General features: G+C 59.0%; 1 pseudogene. It reads left to right on the top strand.

The window, feature by feature from the left end:
• Positions 1-255: pseudogene (locus tag ACOCD2_RS20310) on the top strand (IS66 family transposase); the annotation flags it as partial.
• Positions 256-400 lie beyond the last annotated feature (145 nt).

The raw sequence follows: 400 nt of genomic DNA on the forward strand, positions 1-400 counted from the left end.
GCGCAGGCACGGGTGATCGAATACTGGCAGGAGAAAGCCGTATTCGAGCAGGAGGATGGCGCGCAGCAGCTGGCCTGTGCCGCCCGTCCGGTTCATCCCCTGGGCAAATGCCAGGCCAGCGTCCGGCTGCTGGCCTGGATCCTGGTGGCCAAGTACGCCGACGCCCTGCCGCTGTACCGCCTTGAAGGCATTCTCAAGCGCCATGGCTGCCACATCAGCCGCACCACGATGGCCAACTGGATCATCCGTCTGGACGGCTCTTCTCCGCTTTGATGAGTGAAAAAAGATGCCACCCCCATGTAAGCCGTTGAAATATGAGGTCTCTAACCACTTCATATAGGGCAAGCACATGGGCGTTGGCATCTCAGCACAGATTTTGGGTCTTAAAGGGCAATGCGTC

This window comes from Thiolapillus sp. (assembly GCF_048562965.1).
Lineage (GTDB): Bacteria > Pseudomonadota > Gammaproteobacteria > Chromatiales > Chromatiaceae > Thiolapillus > Thiolapillus brandeum_A.